The sequence below is a fragment of the Spirosoma sp. genome, assembly GCF_048594605.1.
Classification (GTDB): domain Bacteria; phylum Bacteroidota; class Bacteroidia; order Cytophagales; family Spirosomataceae; genus Spirosoma.
Window position 1 is genome coordinate 42668 of the sequence record NZ_JBMDWV010000103.1, and the last position, 23164, is coordinate 65831.

Here is a 23164-nt window from a genome sequence, read left to right on the forward strand (position 1 = left end):
GTAGGGTAAATCAATGCTTTTGATGAAAAGGTAAACTTATCAAAAGTATTATTTTTTTAATATGTAACTATGAAAATATATTAACTTGAATCTTTCCCTGTGTGCTTTCGTAAAGTATAGTTTATTGAAAATTAACAGTAGATTCCCACTGATACCGTCGTCGGAAATAAATGAAAGAAGCGACGACCAGCAGGCTATACACAACGGCCAGGATATAGCCCCCGTACATGAAGAACTCGCGGAAGCTGATGTTCGCATGACCGAAATTCTTATAAAGTAACACTGCTACGCTACCCAGATACCCATACCAGTCGGCCAGTGTGACGATGAAACCCACGGTGCTCACGTAGCGGAAAGCGGCCACCAATCGCTCAAAATACAAGCCATTGCAGGGAACATAACCCATGTACAGGCCTAGGCCCGTGAGCAGAAACCAATTCCCTGCAGAGAGTAGATCGATGGAATACGCATACGTACTGACACCCACCAGCAAAGCTCCCGCCAGCATGATTGCGTTCAGGAAAGCGAAGGCCCGGAAATTGTCTTTCACCCGCTGGAGCATGGCCATCAGAATCAGTACGCCAACGGCTACCATCGTTTCTGTTTTGGCGAAAATACCGGGATTCTCTACACCGGCATCGCGCAGGATTTCAGGGCCGAAGTTGTCGCGAAAATCCCGGAAAGCGGAAAGCAATACGTAGGAGATAATAAGCAGAATCAGTCCCGGACCGAAGTTATGAATAAAGGCCCGACGTTCAGCGGCATCCATTGGCTTGCGTTCGGTACGTTGCGCCCGGTCTTCAGCGTTGGGGGGAGGCAATAGCGTTAATGCATAAGTTGAAATTAGCAGCGGAATCACGAACAGCCCACCCGTCACGAAAGGCAGCCAGAATTCCGATACGCCCCAGGAATTTTTGATGGTTAGGGCAACGGTTTTCACAAAACCCGATGCGAAAATAAAGGAAGCCGTCAGTCCGGCGACTAAGGCATCGGTTTGTCGGCGCCCTTCCAGAAAACCCAGCATAATGCCGTAAACCATGCCGAGAGGTAAGCCATTCAGAAATAGAAAAATGATATTCCAGGGAGCCGGAACGAGTGCAAATCCCAGTAAAGCCAGTTCCGATAAGCCAATAAACAGCAACAAGTTAGCAGACCGGCGTCCCGGCGACATCTCTGAAACGACCTTTACGCCAATACGTTTAGACATGGCGTAGCCGAAAACCTGCGCCGTAATGAGCCAGATCTTGTAACTGATTCCGGCGAAAACCATCCCTTCGAACGTAACGGCCGTAATGCCTTTACGGAAGGCATACATACAGGCGTAAGTGCAGAACGCAGCTGTTGCGCCAAAAATGACAAACGTAGTGGGGTTACGTAGAAACGCAGGTGATCGCATTGGAAGATGAAGGGCGTTTTTGACAGGATTGACAAGATAAACAGGATTTGACTACGTAGCGTCAGTTGATCTTATCAATCATAAAAAACACTAAATCGATCGGTTAGCCACTACGTGCCGACATTTTGCCAGGTAGTAATCCATATCGGGCGTCGGCAGGTTCGGGATTTTTGCCTGTTCGTCCCAGGTTCGCATTTGCAGAATACCCTTAAAGTACGGATTGGCTTCGAATGCGGCCGCTTCTTCCGCCGTCATCGGGCCACCCTGAAACTCCAGTGTTTTTAGGCTTGCTTCCGACAATCGGGCAAAATACTTTGGGTTTTTGAAAACCAGATACCGCTTGGCATTGACGTGGTGCTCAATTAGCTGCGCTACTTTTTCCGAAAATCCTATTTCGCGCAGATAGTCAGCGCCCAGCTTCTCGTGATCGACCGTACCATAGCCATCCATGTATCCCATCGTGGATTCGACGCCCGCCAGTTCGGGAGGAAGCAAATGGCCAATATCATGCAGAAAAGCGGCTGCAATGGTTTCGTCGTCGGCGCCAGCCTGCTCGGCCAGCAACGCAGATTGTAACGCATGCTCGATCTGCGTTACTGGCTCACCAAAATAGGCGTCATCACCACTTTGGGCAAACAACTGTTTGATCGATTCCATGATTAGCTGTAGTGCAAATAGGTTCGTTCTACGCTGCCGTCGTCGTAAAGATCGAAGAGGGCGTAGCCTGCTTTCGTTTGCTGATACGTATCGGCTTTCCACCAGTTTCCGCATACGGCTCCATTGCAGAAATACGTAACACCATTATAATCAACCCGGTCGAGCAGGTGCATGTGTCCACTCAAAGCAGCTTTTATGTTCGGGTGCTGATAAAAAAGTTTCAGCAATTCGGGCGTGTTCGACAATACCAGAGCCGCCGGAATGGTCCACTTCTCATCTTTGATATTCTGCTCACTGAAAAATCCGGTCGGGCTGAAAATCGGGATGTGCGACAGAATCAGAACCGGCGTCTTTGGATTGGTTTTCGCCAGATCGCCCCTGAGCCACTCCATTTGTTCGGGGTCGATAGAGCCCGTGTACCACGTATTCGAGGGCGTTAGTTGCACACTGTCAAGAATGATAAAATGCCAGCCGTTCCGGTCGAAGCTGCGGTAGCGATTCCCGATTTTCATCAGATCAACGGCCCATTTTTTGCCATACATCGGATCGGTTTTGGCCTGTTCATAACCCCATACATCGTGGTTGCCGATGCAGTATTCGATGGGCAGTGAATTGTCGGCTTTCACAACCGTATGCCAGGCGTCCCACTGTTTCTGCACCGCGTCCCGATCCTGTTTCAGTGCATCCATGATTACGTCGCCCCCATGCAGAACAAATGCCGGTTTATCTTTCTGATTCTGAACGTGATGAAAGCATTTGGCGACGCTCTCCATTGGTTTGGCTTCGGGCGTAATGTGTGTATCACCAACATACGCAAACCGAATACTACGTTTTCGGGCCATCGGCGCCGACGTAGCAGGCTCAATTGAAGGATTGACAAACGGCAGCAGGGCCGCTGACTTAAGAATGGTTCTACGGTTCATATGAATGGATTTTCGGTACCAAATTACCGGTCAATATCTTGAAAAAGCGAATACGTATCAGCGCTTACTGCCAACTACGCCGTCGATTGGTGGGCCAACGGGATGATCGGCTTTAAAGGCAAACCCCAGCAAGCGCGCTAACGTAGCAGCAATCTGATTCTGAAACAACACCGGACCGTTGGTTTGCTCACCCGATGCGGCAACACCCGGCCCGATAGCAGCCAGCCAGATCTGATAGGAGTCGGCGGTTTTGGTGCCGTGATCTTTCCAGCGCGCTTTTGGCGTATGCCCTCGTCCATGATCGGTAGTGATCAGCATGGCGGTTTTTCCAGCGTATTGCGGCATCTTCTGAATCATCTGCCACAAATCGGCCAGATATCGATCAATCGACTGCACCATCGTCAAGTGATCCGCGTAGCGTCCGGCATGAGCCAGGTCGTCGGTTTCGTCGAACGACAAAAACAAAACGCGCGGCTGTTTCTGCTTAACGTACTGCCGGGCCGAGAAATAGGTCAGAAAATCCGCCCGAACCCCATCGCCGAACTCACGCGGGTATAATGTAGTAAGATCGGTCAGCAGCGAATCGACCGACGTAACAGGCTTTGTCGGCTCATTGGCCGAGCTGGCCGGAATACCACTCCGTTTCTCGTTCACGGCCGCTTCAATCACATCCCAGGATGAAAAAACAGCCACTTTACCTTTATAGTCCGGCTGCTGATTCAAATACTCCAGCACCGTTACGTTCGGATTGTCAATCTTGTCGTTCGACTTGATCCGATCATCGGCGTACCCACTCAGAATTTCGTTATAGCCCGGATAACTGAACCAGTGCGGATTTGATACGTTCATGCGGCTGCCTTTCTGCCGGTTTCCGTACAGTTGTCCCTGCTGGCCAATGGTGTTCCACAGAAACGGCAGGAAACGCTTTCTTCTTTCAGTAGCGGTAGGTGCCCAGAACGATTTACGAGCGCTGGCCGTATCGCGGCTGAACACTGGATCAAAGAGCAGGGTTGAATCGGCACCGTTAAAAATTTCCTGCCAGCGAACGCCATCCAGCGTTACCAGAATCAGGTTTTGAGCCGGTTGTGCCCTGACGGAAAAACCCAGGAAAACGCTTAAGCAAACAAAGAGTCGAAACATGAACTAGTCAGGAATTAGCTGGAACATAACATCCCGAAAGGCACTTGGCCCTCCGGGAAGTTGATCGAGGAACAGCGTATGCAAATACACCATTTACTATTTATCCCACCAAACGGGCGTGTTAAGGTCATCGGCTCCCTGACGGGCAACGGCTTCGTTCCGGTTCTGTCCGTTGAGCGACTGCTCCGATCGTGGATAAATGAAACGCACTGGTACTTTATTATTATTCAGGTTGTCGGGGCCGGGCGTAACGGTTGGGATGCCGGTTCGGCGCCAGTCAAACCACGCTTCCAGTCCGTTGAATAGCAACGCTACCCATTTTTGCGTGCCGATTTTTTCGAGCTTTTGTTGGGTAGTGCCCGTATACGCCACACCTGCCTGCGTGTAATACGTAGCAGCTGGCGTTACGTCGATACCATATTCGGCCGGAACAGTAGATTTATAAAAATCCATATTGGCTTTAATGCCGTTCAGGTAATACGTTTCAGCGCTTCCCGTCGTGATCAGGTTTTTCTCGCGAGCCTCGGCCAGAATAAACTGAACTTCCGCATAAGTCATGACCATGCCACGCGCTGCGTTCGGTACGGGCGCCGGTGTGCTGCAAACCAGACAGGCAAACGGCAGCCCTACGCGCGACACGCCTTGCGGTCCGCCGTTATAGTTAAGTGCGGGCGTATCGCCCAGGCCGTTTGGAATACCAACGTACTCTACTTTTCCCGCTACCGATGGCTTTTCGACTGGACGAGCAAACACAGGTAAACGGGGGTCATTCAGCGCCGACAGCCGGTCGACGAGCGATTTACTAGCCCGAAATTCATCGAACGAACCGACACGAGCGCCGTATAGTGGCCACTGGTTGGGTGCGGCTGCCAGATACGTTAACGTAGCATTATCGGCGTTCGACTCCATGATCGGGAATTTAGCGTTGTCAGACAGAATTGCCTGTAAGTCAGCGCCTACGTTACGTTTGTTGGAAATTCGCATCAGGGCGCGGAGACGTAGTGAGTTGGCTAATTTTTTCCATTTGGCAAGGCTACCAGTTCCACCGCCAAACAGAATGTCGCCCGCTACGACTTCGTTACTGGTTCCAAGCAACTCATTGGCCTTGTTCAAATCGGTTAGAATACCAGTATATACCGTTTCCTGCGTATCGTATTTAGGAGTGTATACACCCGTCGATTTAGCTTTGATCGCATCTGTATACGGAATGTCGCCGTAAGCATCGGTAGCCAGCGAGAACAGCCACGATTTCAGAACCAGCGCTATTCCTAAATAATTGTTTTGATTACTGGCCGTTGCCAAATCAATGATATTCTGCACGTTACGCATATTGCCATATACGCTGTTCCACACACTGTTCTGCTCACCCCATAGGTAGCGATCTTCGTTCACAAACTGAATTTTGGCGGTATGCTGCACTACGATGTTGCCAATACCCCAGGCCATGTTTACCTGATCATTGATGGTATTCCGCAGTACGCCCGATAGTAGCAAATCCGCCGAAACCTGTGTTGGTACGTTCGGATTGTTGTTGATTTCCTCAAACCCATTGTCGCAGGACGTAAACGCCAGCAGGGCCAGGCTCGTAAAAAGAAGTTTTATCGATTTCATTGTAGGAGTTCGTTTGAAGAGGGGACGAATAAAATCCCTTTACACAAGCTTATAATTTCAAGCCCAGGTTAAATCCGAAGCTGCGTGTTGTTGGAATAGCCATATACTCGATGCCGGGCAAAGCCGTTCCGCCGGAATACGACAACGTTTCAGGGTCGACGTGCGGCACCTTCGACCAGACAGCCAGGTTCCGGCCAACGAGCGACAACGTAACGCCACGTAGCGGTACTTTTCCCCAAATACGATCTGGAATCGAGAAGCCCAGCTGAACCTCACGCAGTTTGACGAACGACGCATCGAACATAACGCCTTCGGCAATGTTACGACCGGCCGTCCAGGCCGTATGCCACTGGCGTGAGTTGAGTTTTACGTCGTTTTGCGCAAACGTATTGGAGCCATCGGGATTCGACGTAACGGTTACGCCCTGACCGATTACGCCGTTGCCGGGCAAGCTTAGGTCGTATCCATTCGCGCGTCCTTCGAGGGTTTCTTCGATGATGCCGCCTTCGCGGCCAACCGTCTGCGTTTCGGAATAAAGCTTACCACCCTGGCGGATGTCGAACAGGAAGCTCAGGCGTAGGTTTTTATAACTCAGGCTGTTGTTGATACCCAGCAGAAAATCGGGATTGTAGTTGCCAAGTTTAACCCGGTCGGTAGTCGCAACAGGTCGCCCGTTTGCGTAGATCATCTGACCAACGTATTGACCCGACGCATCGTAATACGGCTTCGTTGGGTCGGTATTCTGAACGCGGGCAAACGCAATACCGTACATATCGCCCATGCGTTCACCAACCCGTGCTTCAATGCTTACGCCACGGCTGGCCATGACGAAATTCTGGATGTTGTCCGATAGCTCAATAACCTTGCTTCGGTTGGCCGAAAAGTTCAGATCAATTGCCCAGCGCAGGCTATTGGCTTTTTCGACAGGCACCAGATTCAGCGCGACTTCAACACCACTGTTCCGAATCAGACCCGCGTTAATAGCCCGGCTGTTGTAACCACTCGTGATTGAGAGCGGAATGTTCAGAATCTGGTTGCGGGTGTTGGTCAGGTAATACGAAAAGTCCAGTCCAACCCGGCGTTTGAACAGTTTCAGTTCTACGCCCCCCTCAAACGAACTGCTGATTTCGGGTTTCAGGCTAAAGTTGGCGAGTCGGTCGGTTTCGCCATACACCTGGCTGCTGCCAAATGGGTCGCTGGGGTTATACGACTGCGTGAACGTAAACGGATCGGTGTCGTTACCGACCGACGCGTAGTTGACCCGCGCTTTCAGGAACGAAATCGATTGAGGCAGCGTGAACATATCACTCAACACGGCGCTCAAAGCCGCCGATGGATAGAAATACGAGTTGTCCTGAACGCCCAATGTACGGGCGTAGATCGGCAGCGTCAGCGCGCTCGACCAGTCGTTACGTGCCGTCAGTTCGAGGAAGAGGTAGTTACGGAAGCCAACCTGCGCCGATCCGTAAAGTGAGTTCACCCGTTTGCTCGTAATCGCCTGCGATGTTTGTAGCGGAATCCGCGAGTTTGTCAGGTTATAGATACCCGGAATATTCAGCTGGCCCGCGTTATTTTCCAGAAAATCAGATTTTTGCTGAAGCTGGTTTCCGCCGAATGTACCCGATACTGTCCAGGTTGTGTTGAACTCTTTATTGGCCGTAAACAGAAAATCGGTGTTACGTTCTTCGGTCACGATGCGCGTCTCACGATACTGCCCGAACGGGAAACGCTGGGTGCTGAACGCCCGACGGTATTCTCGTTTTTCGTTCGTATAGTCGATGGCAGTACGTCCCTGCACACTGAGCCAGGGCGTCAGATCGTACTTGAGCGATACGTTCCCGATGATCCGGTCATAAAGCTGGCCGTTGGTGTTTTCATAAACGGTCAGGTATGGATTATCGTGATAGTTGTAATTCCAGCTAAACTGACGGACTCCTTCCTGACCACGCATCCAGTAATCTTTCATCGGATCGAGTGCCACGGAAGGCGGCAACCAGCAGTTGAACAGATACATAATACTTTCGGTACCATAGCTGATTGACGGGCGGTTGCCGCTGTTGCTTTTGATGTAGCTCACGAACGAATTGGCCGAAAATTTGGGCGTGAAGCGATACCCTCCGCTGAACGAAGTCGTGTAGCGTTTGAGGTCGGTGTTGGGTACAATACCTTTCTGGGTCAAATACGTATGCGCCAATCGGAAATTACCCATCTCGTTGTTGCCCGTAACCGCTACGTTCGTTGTGTGCGTGTTACCGGTTTGCAGGAATTTTTTAAGATTGTCCGTCTCTGGAACCCAGGGCGTTGCCGTAATCACGCTACCCGCTGGCGCGTTCAGATCGCCCCCACGATAGTCGATAGGCTGGCCGTTTAGCGTTCTTGGCGAGTTATACTGCGGGTAGTTTTTGTTTAGCGAAAACGCAGGCCCCCAGGCTTCGTCCGTACCGTCGGTCAAACCGCCACCGGCTCCGTTCACAAAGGCAAAATCACCACCGTTGGCATTGCCCTGCCCGTATACGTTCTGGTATTTCGGCAATACAAGCGGGGTTTCGAACGTCTGATTTGTATTGATTTCGACGCCAATCCCTTTAGAACCACGACCCGACTTTGTTTTAATCACGATTACGCCGTTGGCCGCCCGCGCTCCATACAATGCCGATGCAGCTGCGCCTTTCAATACGTTCATCGATTCAATATCGTCGGGATTGATGAAGCTGGCGCCATTACCAAAGTCAACTTCCGTGTTATTACGTCCCGAACCGCCTGTAAATCCGTTCGATATGGGCACACCGTCGATTACGTAAAGGGGCTGGTTCTTGTTGAGGTCCACTGAGCGTTCACCCCGGATCGTAACCCGCGCCGAACCGCCAATTCCCGACGGGCTGCCGACTACCGTAACGCCGGCTACTTTACCCGCTAACTGGTTGGTTACGTTGGTTTCGCGGGCAATGGTCAGCGCACTTCCCTGAATTTCCTGCGTAGCGTAACCCAGCGCCTTTTTCTCCCGCTGAATACCCAGCGCCGTTACCACCACTTCGCCTAACGTAGCGGTTCCTGCCGACAGCGATATGTTGATAGTGGACTGGTTGCCAATGGCGACTTCCTGTGTTTCGTAGCCGATGAATGAGAACGCCAGGGTCGCTGTTGGAGCGTTTTTTACATCCAGACTATACGTACCGTCGGCACGAGTGGTGGTACCAACGTTTGTTCCTTTCACCAGGATGGATACGCCGGGTAAGGGTTTTTTGTCGTCGGAACCGACAACGGTTCCGCTGATCGTTTGTGCCCATGCGCTTAAGCTGGTCACCAGGCAAAATAAAAACGCCACCGATAGTCGGCTAAAAGCCCGTATCGGTGGCGCTGAAGGCAGTAGATAACGCTTCATACAGCAGTGAATTTAAGTAGTTGGTTACGTATCAAATCGCAAAAGTATCATAAGATTATTGTGTTAATATTAAGTAGTATTTATGGTATTATCAATAAAAAGACAGAATATTCATTATGCCTTAATATGAAATCGGCAAATAATTACGTTTTATTTAGTTTGTTGCAAATCGACCAATAGTTGCTTCTGCAAAGCCTGCCCCTGAACTCATGCCTTTTCCACCGATTCCTGTGATAATGTGGATGTTGTCGGTTACATCGTACTCGAAAATTTCGTCCTTTGTCTGACTGTAAAACCCTGCCCACGTTTTTCGAATTGTTAATGGGAACGTAACAATTCGTTGAGCCTCGGCCAGCATCAGCTCGTTAATGTAATCCTGGGTGTGATAGCCTAAGTCTTCGGCCTCGGTTGCTTTGGCATATTCATGCGAATCGCCTACAATAATTGACCCATCAGTGGCTTGTTTGAACAGAATATGAATTCCCCATTTCTTAAGCTCGGCCAGATTATCGGGTGTCGGTAGGTTTGCGTAGGAGGGGCACTCCTGAAACGCTTCGTACCGACGTATCGTTAAGCCCGTCAGAATATTGCCCGGTAGTTCCAGACCCGCCACAGGTTCAGCCAGCAGCATCTGTAATTTACTGACCACCAAATTGGCGCCGGCCAGTACGTCGGGGAACAGCAGGCGCACTTCATGACCACTGCAAATAAGAACACGGCCACCCTGAAACTGAGTCCGATTGCTCAACGTTACGGTAACTCCGGCGCTGTTCGATTCAGCATCGATCACGACTGATCCCGGCCGATAGTCGACACTGTATTTTTGCTGAACATAGGCCAGCAGCCGGTTAATCATCTGCTCCGGCTCAACGCTCATTTCCTGCGGAAAATAGAGGCCGCCCGCTACGTAATCGGGTTGCAGCGACGGGTATTTAACCAGACACTGGGTTTTGCTCAGTAACTCGCTCGTATAGCCGATACGTTGGTAGCGGTCGTGCAGTTCATTCGCTAATGCCCATTCGTCGGCGTCCGAAGCAATGTAGATAGTGCCGTTCTGGCGGACAGTCAGGTCGGTTTGCTGCTGAATTTCCTGATAGATTTCCAGACTACGCCGACCGTAATCAAACCATCGTCCAGCCAGGCCGGAAGGAACAACCTGGCCGAAGTTACGGACCGTTGCCCCAATGGGATAGCGGTCTTTTTCGAGCAGCAACACACGCTGACCGGCTTTAGCGGCATGATACGCATGAAATGTACCGAGCGTACCGGCTCCAATCACTATTAAATCGTAAGAAGGCATACGTTGAAGGAGAAGCAAGCGAAGGGGTAAAGGTGCACCTTTATCCCTTCGCTGTCTGTGTATTAATCGTCTTGGTTCTGGCGGTTATCAGGGCGGGGAGTTCCTTCAGCGAGCCTAACAGTAGATCGTGCGGATAGGATTCCAGTTGCTCGCGGGTGTGAGTACCGTTGGTGAGGCCCAGGTTGAGCGCAACGCCAGCCGCACGGCCCGACAGCAGATCGGAAGGCGTATCGCCAATATTGATAACGGCTTTTGGACTGCTAACGCCCAAAGTACGCATGGCTTTCTCGATCATCTGTGGATAGGGCCGTCCGCGCTCCACCTCATCGCTGGCAATTGAAAGTTGAATCAGGCTATTAGCAGTTCCGATACGTTGCTCATTCAGGCCATTTAGCCAGCCGAGTTTTTGGAGAATAATATCCGTTACTACGCGGTAAAAACCCGTTGTCAGCGCAATCGCGATACCTCGTTCATGCAGGAAAGCAAACGTTTCCAGGCATCCTTCGGTGGGCGTAGCACCATGGGTTCGGTAGTGATTTTCCAGGATTCGCCGGAATGCATCATACGATACGTCTACCTTCGGCGTTACGTCGGTGGCTTCCCCGAGCTGTTCTTTCCAGAGGGTTTCGAATACGTAGCGTTTGGAGAGACCCTGCATCGCCAGAATCCGTTCGTCGGAGACGGACAGGCCAGTTTCGGCGGCAGCTTCGGCAAAGCACCGTTCAACCTCGTGCTGGTCGGTTACGGTCGTGCCGGCCATGTCAAAAACCACTAATTCAATAGGTTGCATGATTGGGATAGTTAGAACCGGACTGCCGGATTGGATAGGTAAAACAACGGAAAAGTTTGGTAAGCTCTCGCTATTCGACGTTAAGAAATCGATAAATCACGCATTGTCTCAGGGCTCTCCCTCTTCGCGTAATTTCAGGATTAGCTCGGTTTTCAGCTCATGAAGCGCCTTTTCCAGTCCGACCGGATAAAGGTGTGGATTCACAAAGCGCTTTACACCTGGCTGCAGATCGGCCAGTTGGGTCTTCACCCGCGCCCGTACGTCATGAATATTGGGCAACTCATAGACGCGTTTGCCCGCCCGAAAAACAGGTACCAATAAATCTTCGTAAGGTTGTTTAGGATCGAAACGCCGACGTTTGGTAAAGTCCAACGGATCAATCATAACGGTTGGCTTGTCGGTCGTTTCAGTGTTCAAACTGTTCTTTTCCGAATCATAAATCATGTCGGCCAGAAAACCATTTTCATCCCGAAACCGTCGCACCTGCTGAATGCCGGGTGTCGAAATCTTGATGGCCTGTTCCGATAGTTTCATTTTGTATTCCCAGGGCCCTGAAGGCTCATGCTGTAAAGCGGCCAGTTTATAAACGCCCCCCAGGGCTGGCTGATCAAAAGCCGTGACAAGCTTGGTACCGACACCCCAGATAGTAATTTTTGATCCCTGTTGTTTCAGGCTGGCAATAATTGTTTCGTCCAGATCATTGCTGGCGACGATAGCGGTATTCTGAAAACCAGCTTCATCCAGAAGTTTACGCGCTTCGATACTCAGGTAAGCCAGGTCGCCGGAATCGAGCCGGATGGCGGCCAGTTTATGGCCCTGCTGCTCCAGCATACGTCCGGTTTTGATCGCGTGCCGAACGCCCTGTAAGGAGTCATACGTATCGACCAGCAACGTTACGTTGTTAGGCAGTACGCGGGCATACGTATCGAAAGCCTGTTGCTCGTCGTCGAACGACATCACCCAGCTGTGTGCGTGAGTCCCCCGAACCGGTACGTCGTACAGCTTACCCGCCAGCACATTCGACGTAGCATCGCAGCCGCCAATGTAAGCCGCCCGACTGGCAGTCATGCCGCCATCTACGCCCTGTGCCCGGCGCAGGCCAAACTCCAGCAACGTATCGTTTTCGACGACCAGCCGCAATCGGGCCGCTTTTGTGGCAATCAGCGATTCGAAATTTATCAGATTGAGCAGGGGAGTTTCAAGCAGTTGACATTGCAGAATCGGGCCGTGCACCCGAACGAGCGGTTCATTCGGAAACACGACTGTTCCTTCCGGAACGGCTTCTATGTCACACGTAAGTTTCAGATCGGCGAGATACGTCAGAAACCCTTCCTCGAACAACGGTTTTCCATCATTACCGGTCATGCTACGTAGGTACCGCAGATCTTTTTTGGAGAATCCAAAATTTTCGATGTAGCCAATCACATTCGCTAATCCGCAGGCAATGGTAAAGCCCCCATTGAATGGATTTTTTCGAAAATAGAGGTTAAAGACAGCTTTTTTTTCAGCCGTATTTGATTTCCAATAGCCATAAGCCATCGTTATCTGGTACAGATCGGTCAGCAGGCTTAATGAGGTTCCGTAAAGCTTATTCGTCATAACTACGAAGGTAGTATACGAACTCACTTTCTGAAAAATTCATGCGTATAAAAACAAAAATCTGATTACTTTGGTCTGATATTTGCGCAGGGCATTTTGCCCGTTTGCTAACCGACTCAACGTAACGGATTAACTGATAGCATTGTCATGCAGAAATTAAGTCTTTCCCAGTCTCTTCAACAGAAGCTGTCTCCCCAGCAGATTCAGTTCATCAAGCTATTGCAGATTCCAACAGCCGAACTGGATACCCGAATTGAAGAAGAGCTGGAAATAAACCCGGCTCTGGAAGAAGGAATGGATGAGGACTATGACCAGAAGCAGGACGACCCGTTTGATGAGCTGGACGACTATAAAGAGCGCGACGACGACCTGGATATCGACAGTTACATTCGGGATGAGGACTATGCCGGGTACAAGATGCAGGGCGATGGCAATTACAGTGAGGAAGACCGCGACATTCCGCTGGCGACCAGTTCGAGTTTGATCGATTCGCTGATGCAGCAGTTTGGTTACCTGAACTTAACCGAAGAGCAACGTATCATTGGCCTGCAACTTATTGGCAGCATTGAGGCCGATGGCTACATTCGCCGATCCATACAGGCTATTGTAAACGACCTGGCATTTTCCCAGAATATCTTTACCGATGCCGACGAAGTAGAAGCCGTACTGCACAAAATTCAGTCGTTCGATCCGCCGGGTATTGCCGCCCGCGATCTTCAGGAGTGCCTGTTACTGCAACTTCGGCGTAAAGATCAGAATGATTCCTGCGTATCGCTGGCCATCCGTATCATTGAAGAATTTTTCGATGAATTTTCCCGAAAGCATTACGACAAAATTCAGCGCCGACTGAACATCAGCGATGAGTCGCTCAAAAAAGTAGTCGATGTTATTATCAGGCTAAATCCGAAGCCAGGCTCCGTTGAGGGCGAGTCAGGAAATGTTCAGTATCTGATTGCTGACTTTATCCTGACCAACAACAATGGTAAGCTGGAACTGACGCTCAATTCAAAAAATGCGCCTGAACTACGTATCAGTCGTTCGTTTGCCGACATGCTCGATACGTACGACAAGAGCAAGAAACAGAATAAAAGCCTGAAAGAAACGGTATCGTTTGTGAAGCAGAAACTGGATGCTGCCAAGTGGTTTATCGATGCCATCAAGCAACGCCAGCAAACCCTACTCCGTACCATGAACGCGATTGTGCAGTTTCAGTACGACTTTTTTCTAACGGGCGACGAATCCCGGCTTAGGCCGATGATTCTGAAGGATATTGCTACGTTGATTGACATGGACGTATCGACTGTATCGCGGGTGGCGAATAGTAAAGCTATTCAGACCGAATTCGGGATTTATCCGTTGAAATACTTTTTCTCGGAAGGAATTGCAACAGATACGGGTGAGGATGTGAGTAGCCGCGAAGTGAAAAATATTCTGAAAGAGTTGATCGATGCAGAGCCTAAGCTTCATCCGCTGTCGGACGATAAACTTGAGAAAATCCTGAACGACCGGGGTTACAACATTGCCCGACGTACCGTTGCCAAATACCGTGAACAACTCAATATTCCTGTTGCCCGACTACGCAAGGAGCTTTAAAATAGCTGATCGCCACGGTCTGCCGTGCGGTTAGTTATTAGCCATTAGTATCTTTGCGCCACTCTTAACGATCGATTGTCGACCATCGACTTTACTATTTTGAGTATCCGGTTTGCCCATTTTCTGTCGGTTGTTTGCCATCCGCTCCTGATGCCGACATGGCTGTTTGGAGTACTGTTGTTTCAGGTACCCAGTGTGTTGGGAATGGATGCGTTCTCCAACTCCTTACGACTCAGTTTGCTTATACTGATCTTCGTGGGTACATTCATGGTACCCTCTTTACTGATTTATTACCTCGTACGGGTTGGTTACGTCCGGAATCTGGAATTAACCAACCTGCAAGACCGTCGTTTACCTTATTTTATGACGGCCATAATCTATTTTTTTGTCGCCTATCTGTTTATGTTTCGGATGCAGCTGGTTTCGACACTCGCTCCCGAAATTGGTCTACTGATTGGCAGCATTGCCCTGTCCATTCTGCTGGTAGGCGTCATTAGCCTTACCTGGCAGATCAGCGCGCATGGTGTTGGCATTGGGGGTGTTCTGGGCGCACTCGCCAGTATTATGCTAAAATTTGGTATAACAGAACTGTTTGCACCGTTGACTTTACTGGTGCTGCTGACCGGGTTTATATCCAGCGCCCGCCTTAAACTCAACGCGCATACGCCAGTGCAGGTAAGTGCTGGTCTCACGCTTGGGCTCAGCATTAGTTTGCTGACAGTATACTGGTTTATGTGATTTAATAAAACACAGAGCCACAGAGAACACAAAAAGATGAATTTGTAAAATTTGATACTTTGTGTTCTCTGTGGCTCTGTGTTTAAACCCAATAAGTATGTACGAAAACCTTCTTTACGACGTAACAAATGCAGTTTGTCGAATCACGCTAAACCGACCGCAAGTTTATAATGCCCTGAGTCCCGGTCTGATTCGCGATATAACGGGTGCCATAGAAACCGCTGCTGAGGACGACCAGGTGCGCGTCATTGTGATTACGGGCGCAGGTGAAAAAGCATTTTCTTCCGGAGCTGATTTAAAAGAAGGTGTTGTGCAGGCGGCCTCGTCAGGCGGAGCGTTGAAGCTGGGAGAATCCTTGCGGACGACGTATCATCCAATGATTCAGGCCATTCGCAACCTTCCCAAACCCGTGATCGGCCGTATCAATGGCGTAGCGGCAGGAGCGGGCTGTTCCCTTGCACTAGCCTGCGACGTAGTGATTTGCGCGAATGAAGCGTATTTCAGTCAGATTTTTGTGAACATTGGCCTGATGCCTGATGCAGGTTCAACTTTCTTTTTACCCCGACTGATTGGCCCGCAACGGGCATTCGAGTTATGCAGCACCGGTCGGCGTGTGTACGGTCCTGAAGCGGCTCAATTAGGCCTGGTAAATCAATCGGTGCCAGCAGACGAACTAGATACGGCGGTGAATAACGTAGCAGGGTATTATGCCACCGCACCCACTCGTGCTATTGGTGCGATGAAACACGTATTAAACCAGTCGCTCTACTCCAATCTCGAACATCAGCTTGAGCAGGAAGCTGATAGTCAGGATGGTTTAGGTCGATCTGCGGATGCTACCGAAGGAATTGGCGCCTTTCTGATGAAGCGCAAAGCAAATTTTCTGGGAAAATAAGTTGACAGTACTCCTTTTTCTACCTACTTTTGCACTCCCAATCGACGGGAACGCCATAGAGCAATGCATTCGTAGCTCAATTGGATAGAGCACCTGACTACGGATCAGGAGGTTTGGGGTTCGAATCCCTACGAGTGCACTTGATTATCAGCCACTTACAAGCAGAAATGTAGTAAGTGGCTTTTTTTTTGCATACGTTTTTGCATACACGGCTATTTATTTTCAGAGTGATGGCTATATCTGAAAAGGCATAATCCAGTCTCAACTTCTATAGATCTGTCCCATTACACTACCTTAACTTAGTACAGTGAATGATTCTATTAACCTGCAGGATTATGAGACACAAACCAGTAGTGGGCTATCTATAAGTAATATCACACGCTTCAAGTTTAATTAATATAAGGGTCAGAGAGTTTTAATTCTACTAAACTAGAATTTGTGCGAGTAGTTAAACTGCTTTGTTAGCTTAAATCTGTAATTTATAATAACACATTAAGGCGGAGGTGGAAGACATCCAAATTAAAGAACTAAACCTAACCCAGGGGCTGCCTAAAATCCTCTATTGGGTATCGTTTTGGAAATATTTCTGGATAGTCATTTTTATTATTGATGCCTATTTAGTCCTTTTTCATACAGACGATGGTGCTACATTGGGACTTGCTATTGCCGGCTTTATTTTTCTATACATCACGCTAGCCTTTTTTCTGGGAGTGGTGCCATTTATTTTCTACCTGCAAGTAGATGACAATAAATTAACAAGTTGCGAAAACTCTTTAAATATTCTAACCATCGTTCAGAAATGTATTATAGGAAATAGATATAGAGGCAGCTTAGAGTTGATTGATGAAGAAAACCAAGTCAACAATTATTTGACCAGTTCTGTAGCCAGTTCAAAAGAAGAATATGCTAGCAGAATTGACACAAACTTTATGTCTCTATATACCAATGGATTAAAAGACTATGCTAGTTATTTTTGGGAGATAACCAATCGAGAAGAACACGATCCGTTTGCTGTTACAGACGGCCAGCGCATCATCTATGAGCTTCTGTGGCCATTAGAAATTAAGCAATTAGAAGAGGAACTTCGAACATACTCGCTTAATAAGACTAAGATACTCAACTTCAAAAAAGGTGCCGATGACTTCTTTCAAAGGCACTTAAATAATAAAGAAAGAGCTCTTGAGTCAGCCCGCAGAGAAGCCGAAAGGACTGGGAGAGATTTATGGAGTATAATACGAGATAAATCAGGTGCTTTTCAAGAAAAAGAATATGCGCGGCAAGACAAAGAAATAGCGAAAGCACGCGAAAAGGATAGAGCGGCTGAAATGACGAAATTAATAGCGTTTACGGGTCGCTGCCCATTTTGTAATGAAAAAATTAGTGTTTCGGCAATTCGTTGCCCACATTGCACTTCACACTTAAGATAAGTTTATCTTACTTCACCTCCATTATCTCACCCCAGCGCGTTGTGTAGCGCTTACTAAGGTAATTCTGCTTCATCGGCCACTCCGGATTGTATAGCTGCGAAGCAAGCCTAAGCTTATCCTGACCGTATCGCTTATTTAGTTTGTCTACTACACTTGACAACTGCATCATCTTCTCGTTGGGTCCCTCGACAAACAAGCCCTTTTGCCGATAATCTCCAGGAACTAAGTCTGTGAGCATTATACTCACTTTCTGATAGTTATAGCCGTAGCGAAAAATAGCTTTCAGGCCAGACACTGCGTACTTGAGCAGTTCCGTAGTTGCTGATGTTGGATGAGGGAGTGGTATTGTTATGCTATTACTATATTGCTTGGCAGGTAGACCGTTATGAGGTGTTCGCCGGTAGCGATCTGTATGCAGGAATACCGTTAGAGCCCCACATAAAGAATCCTGCTTGCGAAGCTTTTCACAGGCCCGGGTCAAATACGAGGTGAGCGCATCAGTAATCGTTTCCAGGTCAGGCACTAGCTTTCCGAATGAGGGAGCCGTCAGGATTGCCTTTTTAGCAGGTTGGCTTACCTCTAAGAATTTGCAGGGGAATCCCCTGAGTTCATGCACCAGCCTGAGCCCATTTACGGTCATGACCTTGTTGATCCATTCGTCGGGAGCATCGCTAAGCTGGGCCGCGGTTGTAATGCCGTTCCGTTTGAGCATGGCTGTATACCGTCCACCAACGCCCCAAAGGTCTTTGATTGGAAAATCATTCAGCGCCTGCGAAATAACCTCCTCCGTATCCAGTACACAAACGCTGTTCAGTTCGGGTCTTGCCTTCGCTAGTTTATTGGCGATTTTGGCCAATGTTTTTGTCGGAGCAAACCCAACCGATACGGGTATACGTAGCCACTGAGCGACGGTCTTTCGAATGGATTCACCCAGTCCCCGAACAGTTGGGTAAATGCCTTCGTAGCCACTAGCCAGAATAAAAGCCTCATCAATGCTATACACCTCCACATCTTCAACGAAATGCGTTAACGTACTCATGAGTCTGGATGACATATCCCCGTACAGCGCATAGTTTGAGGAGAAGACTTCAATCTCATGCTGCTTGCGAAGTTCTTCCAGCTCGAAAAAGGGTTGCCCCATTTTTACCCCGATGGCCTTCGCCTGGTCACTTCTTGCCACCACGCAACCATCGCGGTTAGAGAGCACAATAACCGCTTTTCCCTCCAATCGAGGCTGAAAACTACGTTCACAGGAAACATAGAAGGCGTTGGCATCGACCAGTCCGTACAGCATGGCTAGATGAATTTTTGAAAGGCGAACGTAACAAGACCACAGACCATGAACTTATCCCCTTTATGGACGTATATAGGCGGGTATTTTGGATTGGAGGATTCCAGAGTCAGTAAGTTCTCATCCACATATTTGATGCGCTTGACGGCGAAGTCTTCACCCAATTGTACTACAACAATGCGGTTATGGGTAACCTCGGGCGAACAGTAAAAGCAATCCATCAGAATCCAGTCGCCTTTGTCGATCCGGTCGCCAATCATGCTATCACTACCGACACGAAGGAAAAACGTAGCTTCCTGATGATAGATACACAGATCGTCCAGGCTCAGTACTCGTTCAATGTAGTTTTCAGCGGGTGAAGGAAACCCTGCCTGTACATAGTAGGAGAAAAAGGGAATGGCATGTTTTCGCTTTACCAGGGCATGAAACACGTCTTTTGCATGTATTTGGTCATCGGGTTCTATCATATCGGTGTCAGCTGGTAAGGCATCAAACCGCGAGTATAATACAAATGTTATATATAATACAAGTAAAGAATAAAATAGTAAGACATTTAGGGGCATTTCTTGTTAGTATAGCCATGGCAAACAAGGAAATAGGGAAGATGATACTGGCAGTTCGTAAGCTAGATTTTGTGGAGGATGTGCTGGTGCCCGAACCAGGCGACTATATCCATGTTCAGCTATCCCCTCGGCTTACCTCCGTGCTGCCCCCTGCGTATGGCGTAATGCGCATTCCCCGAAGCGAGTTTAATCTTGAGAAGGCTGTCAGCGAGTTTGCCATTGTAGTAGAACGGTTGCAGTATCTAGCCGATACAGCCCAGGAGCAGCTACGAAGTGCGAAAAAACAGGTTCGGAACGAGAATAAAAGGCGGCATTATGATTAGTCTATACGCCTACCTAGCAGAACTGGCAAAAGAGTAGCATAAAGGAGGGAATAGAACGTACTCAACGTACTCAAAAGACGTATATAAAAGGGTTTTTAGTTAACCTGTGCCCCAGAAAAAGGCTCCCTATACACCCCTTTTTTCACTTATCCACAGCTACCCATAATGGCCTGTGCATAAAATAGACAAAAAGAGAAAAAGCCGTTTTTTGTCTCTGTAGTTTTTTGTCCTTGTTGTATCTCGTTTCAGTGCTTAAAAGACAGTTTTTGCCAGGACTAACCTAGCCTCTAGTCACCCTTTAGTTTCATAGGCATCTCTACGGGTCTGATGCATTATAGGGGTAGTTGGCTCTGTAGCCCTGATAAGACATGGAGGCAATGCTTTTCTGCGCACTAGCCCGTATTATATTATGCTGCTACACTCACTTACGTCGACCCTGACGGTAATCTGGCAATTGATGATAAGCAATAAGTAGCTGTTCGACGTAATAGTGCATGGTAAAGAGAGTATAAGAAGTACTATATTTTACAAACCTCAGTAGATACGGGAAATACCCCATTGTAATAGAATAGTATATTTAATACGTTTGGGTAATTCATGGGAGACAATAATCGGGGTAATATAGATAACAGGGGCGCCTAGGTTCATTGGCAGAAATAAACCGTTTGATAAATCAACTATTAGCAAAGGGTTAATAAAAGAAACAAATAGGCTTATTTATATTGTTCTATCCCTCTTTCTTGAATGTTAAAAACAGTAGTAACCTATCTTGGAAGCTTTATTGGCGTTGCTTCAGGTGTAGTTGGTTTATGGCAGGCGGGGAACCAGTACTTAGCCCGATTTGCTTCAGAAACTCAAATTGCGGTTGTAAGTATTAGTTTTTTCGGTTTATATTACTTTGGTGCTTACGTATTCACCACAGGAGCTATGAAACGAAAAACGCGTTATGCAAACGCGTTGAATGACCTTAACCGAGGATTCGAAGAAATTCACTCCTTAACGGATATTAATAGCATAGACAACGAAAAGTTTTTGATGAGATTTAACAGTTTATGCGATTCATTGAGCGATGCTTTCACTAAAATTACAGAAACGACCTGTGCTGTTTCTATCAAAATAATGCAAGAGACAGGAAACGAACCTCATAAAATAGTCTCTTTCATAACACTATGCAGGGACAAAAATTCGTCTACTGACAGAAGTAGTCTTGATGATAAAGCCAAGGAAAAAGGCGTTTTTCATGAACTTATTCGTAATACAGCTTACAGAGAGGCTTTTGCTAATACAGAGCGGTTCTACTTCAACAATTATCTGCCTTTTGACTATGACTTCCAGAGTACGATGTTTGATGTATGCGACCAAAAACCAGCCAAGATGAATCCACTAATGAGATGGCACCAATGGCCACTTAAATACAAAAGCGGAATTGTTATAGCTATATCTCCTCCTATTAGTCGGATTAGTCAAGCAAGTCATACTAAAAATAGTATAATAGGATTTTTATGTGTAGACAGCAATAGTATGGGGGCATTCCATCGTATATATGATGTGCAACTATTAAAAGGGGTAGCCTCAGGTATTTACAATACATTAGTGGTTTTTAAACATAAAATCTAGACCTTTGTTTTTTTATAAACAACAGAACCGGCTTATGATAACTGATCTGATTAAAATGCTGTTTTCTAAAGCTTTAACTGGTTCCCACCCAAGCCAACTAATAGTTAAATCGAAAGGAGACGATACCGTTCTGGTTAGTGCTCGCAAAGATAATGGCGACGTAGTGGAGACTGAAGTTACTACTTTTAACGACGAAGAAATGGAAAAAATAGGCACCATTAAAAAGTCTGTAATGGCTTATTAATAATAGCTGCCTTTTTTGTTTCATTTTCATTTCTTAGAAAGAGTTCTATATAAAATAGAAAGTGTCATATAGACACCTAAGTCAACCCCAAAATATATCTCTACTAAAAGCACTACCTGAAAAACTTACATTCAGGTAGTGCTTTTTTTAATTCAACCTCTGCTCATGGTTATAATGATCAGCCGAGAAAGCTACCTCGTACTGAACAATGCGCTCTTTCAACAGATCCGTCTGGCACGTATAGAGGGCTATTTTCTGCTGCTCATTTATGATCTTCTCGCCGTGGTCGACCATGCGCTTGTTAGCCTGATCCATGGGGCCTATTTTGTTCAATACGTAAGAAGCCAGCCCCATAGATCGAACCATTAAAATTTATTCTGTTTCATTTAGTGTCCATTGACAAACTTCAGTGACTAGCTTTATAACCTGAGTAGCATAGAAGGCCCCTAGTTACTGACAAAGGTGATAGTAAAAGGTTTGCACAAATGACGCATCAACGCTTACTAGTAGTAAGGCAGGATTACGTTGACGTTCTAAGTATCGGCTTACCCACATCCAACGTTTACTGTAACTCTCAAACAGTTGAGGACTGATCAGATCCGGTGATCTCTGTGTATTGTCTAATAAACTAATCTGCGACTGCTTATAAGCCAGGAAAAACGCAAATGCATTGTCCAGGGTGAGTAAGGGAGATTGAGCACGGTCCACTTCAGCAATTAATTCGAAAGGTGTAACTGCTTGACTCCGGCCTGTCAATCGCCTAGCAGCTGAAAGGATTGCCCGCTCCCATTCAATCAGCTTTCGATATAATTCTATATGCACCTTTGATCTATGCGGATTGACTCGACTTGTCTGAATGCCGGTGCTATGAAGTTCAGGGTTGCACCCTTCAATGTATATCATTGCATGAATTTTATCCAGTTCGTTGCCCGCTTCTGCAATTTGGCCATATTGAAAGTTAACGGCTTGTACTAAGTAGGTCTCTTATTCATGATTGGCCAAGTTTTAAAATAGCGAAAAGGCTATTCTTACCATCCATACTCTATAGTATTGCTAAGTGTCAATGAGTAAATTTTTATTGAAAATACTTATACAACTTGTAAGCTTCCCCCAAAAGCGATCGGTTGAAAAGTAGAGTCTTCCCACTAACTTTTCACAAAAGGGCGGACGCAGTGCAGAAGAAAAATGAAAGCAAACCGCACCGGCGGCCCAGTTCAAATTTCGCTCTTTTTTGAAAGTCTTTTTATTATCCTAAACAGCCTCTATTCTATATAGCTTAGGTTAATATGCAAGAAATTAACAATACTGAACGAACTAGCTAATTCAGTGCGTAGCGTACCTCTTTATAATTAAAATTGAAAGCTGTAAGCTTTATCCTGAGAATACTGTTTTGCCTTTGTTCGGTGGCTGAGGCCCAGCAATTTACTGCATCCGTCCAACACTACGGTCCTGAAAACGGCTTGTCGCATCGGGAAGTTAACGCCATTTTTCAGGACCGGCGGGGCTTTATGTGGTTCGGCACCAAGTTTGGTTTAAACCGATTCGATGGGCTGAAATTCACTACTTACCTAAAAGAACGTAACGGGCTCGACTTCGATGAGATAAAGTCCATTGCCCAGGACACCGATGGCCTTTTGTGGCTCATGGGCCCGTATGCGGAAGGTAAAACACAGAT

The 23164-nt window shown here is 47.6% G+C and carries 20 protein-coding genes and 1 tRNA gene; 9 read left to right on the forward strand and 12 right to left on the reverse strand.

Features of this window, described 5'->3' with window-relative positions:
• Positions 1 to 121: 121 nt before the first annotated feature.
• From ACOJS8_RS06020 to ACOJS8_RS06060, 9 genes are all read right to left on the reverse strand, one after another.
• Entirely contained in the window at positions 122 to 1396 is a 1275-nt protein-coding gene (locus ACOJS8_RS06020) for a DUF5690 family protein (RefSeq protein ID WP_420147629.1), read from the reverse strand.
• 90 nt (positions 1397 to 1486) lie between these two features.
• Positions 1487 to 2053 (reverse strand): HD domain-containing protein, encoded by a 567-nt coding sequence (locus ACOJS8_RS06025; RefSeq protein WP_420147630.1) that lies wholly within the window; start codon positions 2051 to 2053, stop codon positions 1487 to 1489.
• A gap of 2 nt (positions 2054 to 2055) precedes the next feature.
• Positions 2056 to 2976: a metallophosphoesterase family protein gene (locus tag ACOJS8_RS06030; RefSeq protein WP_420147631.1), complete on the reverse strand. Its 921-nt coding sequence runs from the start codon at positions 2974 to 2976 to the stop codon at positions 2056 to 2058.
• 57 nt (positions 2977 to 3033) lie between these two features.
• Positions 3034 to 4116, reverse strand: a complete 1083-nt coding sequence (locus ACOJS8_RS06035; protein ID WP_420147632.1) for an alkaline phosphatase family protein — start codon at positions 4114 to 4116, stop codon at positions 3034 to 3036.
• Between the two features lie 96 nt (positions 4117 to 4212).
• Positions 4213 to 5727 (reverse strand): SusD/RagB family nutrient-binding outer membrane lipoprotein, encoded by a 1515-nt coding sequence (locus ACOJS8_RS06040; protein WP_420147633.1) that lies wholly within the window; start codon positions 5725 to 5727, stop codon positions 4213 to 4215.
• A gap of 49 nt (positions 5728 to 5776) precedes the next feature.
• Positions 5777 to 9109 (reverse strand): SusC/RagA family TonB-linked outer membrane protein, encoded by a 3333-nt coding sequence (locus tag ACOJS8_RS06045; RefSeq protein WP_420147634.1) that lies wholly within the window; start codon positions 9107 to 9109, stop codon positions 5777 to 5779.
• A 154-nt stretch (positions 9110 to 9263) separates the two neighbouring features.
• On the reverse strand, positions 9264 to 10409 hold the full coding sequence (locus tag ACOJS8_RS06050) for a TIGR03364 family FAD-dependent oxidoreductase (protein WP_420147635.1): 1146 nt from the start codon (positions 10407 to 10409) through the stop codon (positions 9264 to 9266).
• 40 nt (positions 10410 to 10449) lie between these two features.
• Positions 10450 to 11199 carry an HAD family hydrolase gene (locus ACOJS8_RS06055; protein ID WP_420147636.1) on the reverse strand — a complete coding sequence of 250 codons (750 nt, stop codon included), beginning with the start codon at positions 11197 to 11199 and terminating at the stop codon, positions 10450 to 10452.
• A gap of 108 nt (positions 11200 to 11307) precedes the next feature.
• On the reverse strand, positions 11308 to 12798 hold the full coding sequence (locus tag ACOJS8_RS06060; protein WP_420147637.1) for a nicotinate phosphoribosyltransferase: 1491 nt from the start codon (positions 12796 to 12798) through the stop codon (positions 11308 to 11310).
• A gap of 147 nt (positions 12799 to 12945) precedes the next feature.
• On the opposite strand from ACOJS8_RS06060, the gene rpoN reads away from it, so the two are divergent.
• From rpoN to ACOJS8_RS06085, 5 genes are all read left to right on the forward strand, one after another.
• Complete coding sequence (gene rpoN, locus ACOJS8_RS06065; RefSeq protein ID WP_420147638.1) at positions 12946 to 14391, forward strand: RNA polymerase factor sigma-54; 1446 nt, start codon at positions 12946 to 12948, stop codon at positions 14389 to 14391.
• Positions 14392 to 14490: 99 nt separating this feature from the next.
• Complete coding sequence (locus tag ACOJS8_RS06070) at positions 14491 to 15129, forward strand: hypothetical protein (protein ID WP_420147639.1); 639 nt, start codon at positions 14491 to 14493, stop codon at positions 15127 to 15129.
• A 97-nt stretch (positions 15130 to 15226) separates the two neighbouring features.
• Positions 15227 to 16024, forward strand: coding sequence for an enoyl-CoA hydratase/isomerase family protein (locus tag ACOJS8_RS06075; protein WP_420147640.1), 798 nt, complete (start codon positions 15227 to 15229; stop codon positions 16022 to 16024).
• Between the two features lie 65 nt (positions 16025 to 16089).
• Positions 16090 to 16163 (forward strand) — tRNA-Arg (locus tag ACOJS8_RS06080).
• Between the two features lie 364 nt (positions 16164 to 16527).
• Positions 16528 to 17451 carry a hypothetical protein gene (locus ACOJS8_RS06085; RefSeq protein WP_420147641.1) on the forward strand — a complete coding sequence of 308 codons (924 nt, stop codon included), beginning with the start codon at positions 16528 to 16530 and terminating at the stop codon, positions 17449 to 17451.
• A gap of 7 nt (positions 17452 to 17458) precedes the next feature.
• Here the strand turns inward: ACOJS8_RS06085 and ACOJS8_RS06090 are convergent, their stop codons facing one another.
• Both ACOJS8_RS06090 and ACOJS8_RS06095 read right to left on the reverse strand, forming a co-directional pair.
• The gene (locus ACOJS8_RS06090) at positions 17459 to 18742 is read right to left on the reverse strand and encodes a Y-family DNA polymerase (protein WP_420147649.1); all 1284 of its coding nucleotides are present in this window, start codon (positions 18740 to 18742) and stop codon (positions 17459 to 17461) included.
• 5 nt (positions 18743 to 18747) lie between these two features.
• On the reverse strand, positions 18748 to 19209 hold the full coding sequence (locus tag ACOJS8_RS06095; RefSeq protein WP_420147642.1) for a LexA family protein: 462 nt from the start codon (positions 19207 to 19209) through the stop codon (positions 18748 to 18750).
• A 113-nt stretch (positions 19210 to 19322) separates the two neighbouring features.
• Between ACOJS8_RS06095 and ACOJS8_RS06100 the strand changes: the two genes are divergently transcribed.
• From ACOJS8_RS06100 to ACOJS8_RS06110, 3 genes are all read left to right on the forward strand, one after another.
• Positions 19323 to 19628 carry a hypothetical protein gene (locus ACOJS8_RS06100; protein WP_420147643.1) on the forward strand — a complete coding sequence of 102 codons (306 nt, stop codon included), beginning with the start codon at positions 19323 to 19325 and terminating at the stop codon, positions 19626 to 19628.
• 744 nt (positions 19629 to 20372) lie between these two features.
• The gene (locus ACOJS8_RS06105) at positions 20373 to 21245 is read left to right on the forward strand and encodes a hypothetical protein (protein WP_420147644.1); all 873 of its coding nucleotides are present in this window, start codon (positions 20373 to 20375) and stop codon (positions 21243 to 21245) included.
• Between the two features lie 34 nt (positions 21246 to 21279).
• A complete protein-coding gene (locus ACOJS8_RS06110; protein WP_420147645.1) occupies positions 21280 to 21489 on the forward strand; it encodes a hypothetical protein in 210 nt (69 codons plus the stop codon).
• Positions 21490 to 21636: 147 nt separating this feature from the next.
• On the opposite strand, the gene ACOJS8_RS06115 is transcribed toward ACOJS8_RS06110, so the two are convergent.
• Positions 21637 to 21855, reverse strand: coding sequence for a hypothetical protein (locus ACOJS8_RS06115; RefSeq protein ID WP_420147646.1), 219 nt, complete (start codon positions 21853 to 21855; stop codon positions 21637 to 21639).
• A gap of 989 nt (positions 21856 to 22844) precedes the next feature.
• On the opposite strand from ACOJS8_RS06115, the gene ACOJS8_RS06120 reads away from it, so the two are divergent.
• Positions 22845 to 23164: ligand-binding sensor domain-containing protein (locus ACOJS8_RS06120; RefSeq protein ID WP_420147647.1), on the forward strand; the 320-nt coding region annotated here is incomplete at its 3' end.

What these genes read in the sequence shown, in the direction of transcription:
- ACOJS8_RS06020 (WP_420147629.1), bottom strand. Translation starts at nt 1,396, where the DNA reads ATGCGATCACCTGCGTTTCTACGTAACCCCACTACGTTTGTCATTTTT.
- ACOJS8_RS06025 (WP_420147630.1), bottom strand. Translation starts at nt 2,053, where the DNA reads ATGGAATCGATCAAACAGTTGTTTGCCCAAAGTGGTGATGACGCCTAT.
- ACOJS8_RS06030 (WP_420147631.1), bottom strand. Translation starts at nt 2,976, where the DNA reads ATGAACCGTAGAACCATTCTTAAGTCAGCGGCCCTGCTGCCGTTTGTC.
- ACOJS8_RS06035 (WP_420147632.1), bottom strand. Translation starts at nt 4,116, where the DNA reads ATGTTTCGACTCTTTGTTTGCTTAAGCGTTTTCCTGGGTTTTTCCGTC.
- ACOJS8_RS06040 (WP_420147633.1), bottom strand. Translation starts at nt 5,727, where the DNA reads ATGAAATCGATAAAACTTCTTTTTACGAGCCTGGCCCTGCTGGCGTTT.
- ACOJS8_RS06045 (WP_420147634.1), bottom strand. Translation starts at nt 9,109, where the DNA reads ATGAAGCGTTATCTACTGCCTTCAGCGCCACCGATACGGGCTTTTAGC.
- ACOJS8_RS06050 (WP_420147635.1), bottom strand. Translation starts at nt 10,409, where the DNA reads ATGCCTTCTTACGATTTAATAGTGATTGGAGCCGGTACGCTCGGTACA.
- ACOJS8_RS06055 (WP_420147636.1), bottom strand. Translation starts at nt 11,199, where the DNA reads ATGCAACCTATTGAATTAGTGGTTTTTGACATGGCCGGCACGACCGTA.
- ACOJS8_RS06060 (WP_420147637.1), bottom strand. Translation starts at nt 12,798, where the DNA reads ATGACGAATAAGCTTTACGGAACCTCATTAAGCCTGCTGACCGATCTG.
- rpoN (WP_420147638.1), top strand. Translation starts at nt 12,946, where the DNA reads ATGCAGAAATTAAGTCTTTCCCAGTCTCTTCAACAGAAGCTGTCTCCC.
- ACOJS8_RS06075 (WP_420147640.1), top strand. Translation starts at nt 15,227, where the DNA reads ATGTACGAAAACCTTCTTTACGACGTAACAAATGCAGTTTGTCGAATC.
- ACOJS8_RS06095 (WP_420147642.1), bottom strand. Translation starts at nt 19,209, where the DNA reads ATGATAGAACCCGATGACCAAATACATGCAAAAGACGTGTTTCATGCC.
- ACOJS8_RS06100 (WP_420147643.1), top strand. Translation starts at nt 19,323, where the DNA reads ATGGCAAACAAGGAAATAGGGAAGATGATACTGGCAGTTCGTAAGCTA.
- ACOJS8_RS06105 (WP_420147644.1), top strand. Translation starts at nt 20,373, where the DNA reads ATGTTAAAAACAGTAGTAACCTATCTTGGAAGCTTTATTGGCGTTGCT.
- ACOJS8_RS06110 (WP_420147645.1), top strand. Translation starts at nt 21,280, where the DNA reads ATGATAACTGATCTGATTAAAATGCTGTTTTCTAAAGCTTTAACTGGT.
- ACOJS8_RS06115 (WP_420147646.1), bottom strand. Translation starts at nt 21,855, where the DNA reads ATGGTTCGATCTATGGGGCTGGCTTCTTACGTATTGAACAAAATAGGC.